General features: G+C 29.8%; 3 protein-coding genes. 2 read left to right on the forward strand and 1 reads right to left on the reverse strand.

Annotated features, from left to right (window positions below):
• Window positions 1-1667 (reverse strand): CheR family methyltransferase (locus ACH2BG_RS01720; protein ID WP_395046006.1); only part of this gene is annotated, 1667 nt, incomplete at its 3' end.
• A gap of 303 nt (window positions 1668-1970) precedes the next feature.
• Between ACH2BG_RS01720 and ACH2BG_RS01725 the strand changes: the two genes are divergently transcribed.
• Together ACH2BG_RS01725 and ACH2BG_RS01730 are read left to right on the forward strand one after the other, a co-directional pair.
• The gene (locus tag ACH2BG_RS01725) at window positions 1971-3881 is read left to right on the forward strand and encodes a DUF294 nucleotidyltransferase-like domain-containing protein (protein WP_395046007.1); all 1911 of its coding nucleotides are present in this window, start codon (window positions 1971-1973) and stop codon (window positions 3879-3881) included.
• A gap of 1 nt (window position 3882) precedes the next feature.
• Window positions 3883-4446, forward strand: a complete 564-nt coding sequence (locus tag ACH2BG_RS01730; RefSeq protein ID WP_395046008.1) for a DNA polymerase III subunit epsilon — start codon at window positions 3883-3885, stop codon at window positions 4444-4446.
• Window positions 4447-4639: the final 193 nt, after the last annotated feature.

The raw sequence follows: 4639 nt of genomic DNA on the forward strand, positions 1-4639 counted from the left end.
GTAGTTCCTCTAAATTGAAGGATGTCTAAGTCGTAATTAACAATAACACTTGCAGGAACATAATTTTCGAGCAATACAGTATCGAAAGCTAAACCAATATTTCCATTTGCCGAGCTGGTCTTTTTTTTAAGGATTGGAGCTGGACTGCTATTTTTATTGGGCATAATACTATTTGCTGTTCTTGAGTTTAAATTGGAAATGGTATTTAATCTTGAATAATTTTTTCTGCAATAAAATTTATATTTTTTATCTGTAATTCCAAACAAATGTCCAGATGCCCCAATCGTTTCTGACTTCCCTAGCATTAAACAACCTCCATCATTTAGCGCATAATGAAAAGTGGAAATGGCTTTTTTCTGAGCAATTGTGTCTAAATAAATAAGCACATTGCGGCAACTAATTAAGTCCATTTTAGAAAATGGTGGATCGAGCAAAATATTGTGTAGAGCAAAAACACAAACATCTCGCAAGGATTTACAAACGCGATATTTATCTTTAGTTTTGGTAAAAAATCGCTGCAATCTTTCTGGAGAAACATTTGCCAATTGATGGGCAGAATATTCACCAATACGCGCTAAATTAATAGCTTCTATACTTAAATCTGATGCAAATATTTGAAGAGGAATGTTATCAGATGTATGGTCTTGAATTTCTAATAGTAACATAGCTATAGAATATACTTCTTCGCCTGTTGCACAAGCTGCAATCCATATTCTTACACTCTCACCAGCAGTTTTATTTTCTATAATTTTGGGTAAAATTGTATTTTTTAAAAGTAAAAAAGCATCGGTATCTCTAAAAAAAGCAGTTACATTTATGAGTAAATCTTGGTAAAGTAAATCAATTTCAGAAGTTTGATCGAGAAGCAATGCAGCATATTCTTTTAATGTTTTTACATTGTGAATCAGCATCCTACGTGTCATCCTTCTCTTGATTGTATTCATCTTATAATGACTAAAATCTACATTTTTGCTTTTATGCAAAAGTTGCAAAATGAGTAGCAAGTCGGGATCGCTATTTTCTATTTCTGCTTCGGGAGTTTTTTTTATTGAATTTTGTCTAACTAAAGGATGTTTGCTAATTCGGTTTATTTCCAACCCAATTTCTTTGGGAGATAAAACAAAATCTACAATGCCCTGAGCAATAGCAGAGTGGGGCATACTAACAAATTTTGCGGAATCATCTTGAGCAAATGTAATTCCTCCAGCTTGTTTTATTTCTTTTAAACCAGATGTTCCATCATGAGCATTTCCAGATAACACAACTCCAATAACATTTTCTTTATGCGTTTCTGCCAATGATGAAAAAAGTAAATCAATTGATAAATTTGATTTACGTTTTTCTGGTCTTGGAATTAATTTTATATGCCCATCGACAACTTCAATTTCTTTGTTATACGGAATTACATAAACATTATTAGGAATCATTTTTTCCATATCATCAATATCTTGAACTACCATTTGGGTGGCTTTAGATAATAATGCGGGAAGCATGCTTTTGTGATCTGGACTTAAATGTTGGACATATATAAAAGCCATTCCAGTAGTTGGCGAAAGATTTTGCAAAAGTTGGGTTACAGCCTCAAGTCCGCCGGCTGAAGCTCCAATGGCAACAATCGGGAAATTATGTAGAGAGGTTTCATTAGTCTTTGGTGGAATTGTTTTCATTTTCGTCACAATTTTTATTTGGAAAAAAAAATAGTAAATCTATTTTACACCTAAACAAATGTTAAAATTATATTAGTCGCAAACAAATATATTCAATTTTAAAGCCATTTGCTATTAAGTTTAGTATAATAATTAATTTTATGTTACCAAAAGTATTTATTTTCAAAGTCAATTTTAGTTATAAATAAAAACACATTAGTTTGAACTATAATTTATATTATGTAAAATAGAATATTTCAAATAAGGTTTCATTCTTCTAAAGAATTATTCTAAATTTACAAAATAGTAATCTTATATCCTATTATGAAGAATTCAATTGCAGAAAGTGTTGCCAATTTTCTAAAAGACTTTAAACCTTTTAGTTTTTTAAGTTTTGAAGACTTAAAAAGTATTTCTAAAACGATTCGTGTGATTCATTTAGAAAAAAATCAAAAACTTTTTCAAATCAATGATACTTTACATGATGTGTTTTATGTAATGAATTCTGGTGTGGTACATTTATCGGTAATTTCTGACGCCGAAGAAACTTTACTTAACAAATGCTATTCTGGCGATGTTTTTGGTTTGCGTCCATTTTTTGCAAAGAATAATTACCAAATGACTGCAAAAACCAATGAAGAAGCTATTTTATATGCGATTCCTATCGAAAGTTTTAAACCATTTGTAGTTCAAAACAATGAAGTTTTACACTTCTTACTAGAAAGTTTTGCTCAAAATTCTAATAACTCATCAGATAAAAGTGCTAATAAATTAATTTCAGATTCTGTACAACTATCTGAATTTCAGAATGATTTTTCCTATTTTCAAGAATTAAATTATAATAAAAAGCCTTTAGTCGTAGCCTATGACCAAACCATTCGCGAAGTTGCAACTCTAATGGCTGATAACATATTAGATTCCGCATTTGTAAATAATAATAATAAATTAGTAGGTATTATTACCGATGCTGATTTTAGAGAAAAAGTAGCCACAGGAAAACATGACATTCAGTCGTATATCGATAAGATTATGACTCATGCAGTCATTACTGTTCCGGAAAATATTTCACTGGCAGAAGCCCAATTGGTTATGCTTTCACATAAAGTGCATCATTTATGCGTCACTATCGATGGTACTATTTATACTGATGTAAAAGGAGTTATTGCTCAAAACGACTTGGTTCAGGCACAAGCCAATTCGCCAGGAGTTTTAATAAAAGAAATAAAACGTTCTACAAATCCTTCGGAACTAAAATCGATACGAAATTCGCTTGCAAATATTATACAACAAGCGGTAACCAAAAATATTCCTTTGCAACATATTTTCAATGTTTCTGGCGAAATTACATTGGCAATTATTCGAAGAGCCATCGAAATGGGTATTTTAGAATTGGGCTCTCCTCCTGTTCCATTTGCGTTTTTGAGTATAGGAAGCCAAGGCCGAAAAGAACAATTATTATTGACAGATCATGATAATTTTTTAATTTTTAATGATGTAGATATTCAGCAAGTTCGAGATGTGAAAGATTATTTTAACCAATTGACTAAAAAAGTAAATGAAATTTTAGAAAAAGTTGGATTCAAACATTGTAATTTTGGTCACCATGCTAATAATCAAGATTATTCTAAGTCATTGACTGAATGGGAGAAACAATACGAAAACTGGATTAATACTCCCGGTGAGTTTACAAACGAACATTGCTCGATATTTTTTGATTATGAATTTGTTTTTGGAGATCAAAATTTAGAAAATAGTATTACCGAAACTATATTTAAAACTAAAAATAAAGCCTTATTCTTTGATTATTTAGGTAATGATGCTTTAAAAAAACCAGCGCCGCTAAATTTCTTCAAAAAATTTAATGAAGAAGAAGATGGTTTACATAAAGATAAATTTAATATCAAATCTAAAGGAATAAATCAATTGGTAGATATTGCTCGTTTATTAGCTATACACCACGGATTGAAAGGAATTAACAATACATTTTCGAGATATAAAGAATTAGCCATCAAGGATACTTCAAATGCTGAAATTTATTTGAATGCTGCCGATACTTTCTTACTTTTGTCACGATATAGAACGCTGGAAGGACTTAAAAATGACAATTCAGGAGAATATATTGATTTAGAAAAAATATCTAAATCAGACAAAGAGAAACTAAAAGAATCTTTACATGTTTTAAAAGATTTAGAAGAAATTGTAAAAGATACTTTTCAACTAACACAATTTTCCTAATATGCTCGATTGGTTAAAAAATATAGGCAAAGATTACCCAGAATTCTGGAAAAACTACCTTGTTCAGTTTGAAACTCTTACTGCAAGGAAAGTCGCGTTATATCTAGAAACTACAGGAATAAATCCTACCAAAGATAAAATTATATCTATTGGCGCCATTGCTATCGAAAACAATCAGATTCGTATAGAAAATTGTCTAGAAATAGAGTTAAATAAAGCCGATATATTAGAAGGTAAAGATTTAAGTTACCAAGACATTCAGGCTATAGAAGCCTTAATAAATTTTATAGGAAATGCTACTCTGGTTGGGCATCGCATTCATTATGATATTGAAATTATTAATGAATACTTGTCTAAATTACAAAGTGGACGTCTAAAAAATGATTTATTTGATGTCGAAGTGATGCATAGTAAAATTATAGACCAAAACTCGAAACAATTTTCATTAGTCGAATTGTTATCAATTTATAAAATTGATTCTCCGCATATTGCTACATCAGCAAATATCTCATTTTCAGTTGCTATGTTGTTTTTGAAATTGAAAAGTAGATTAAAAATGGAGTAAATGAATGATTTGTGGCAGATTAAAAACTTGAATTGCACAAATGAGACATTGACCTACAATTGATTACAAAAAAATTGAATAAAAATAATAATGAAAATAAACATTGATTTTCTAAAAGAGTTTAGTGAAAATTTCAAAAACGGAAAATTTAATTCAAAAATAAATTTAGCAAATAAAATTATAAAAATTGTAA

The organism is Flavobacterium sp., from assembly GCF_043779715.1.
In the GTDB taxonomy this organism is placed as follows: domain Bacteria; phylum Bacteroidota; class Bacteroidia; order Flavobacteriales; family Flavobacteriaceae; genus Flavobacterium.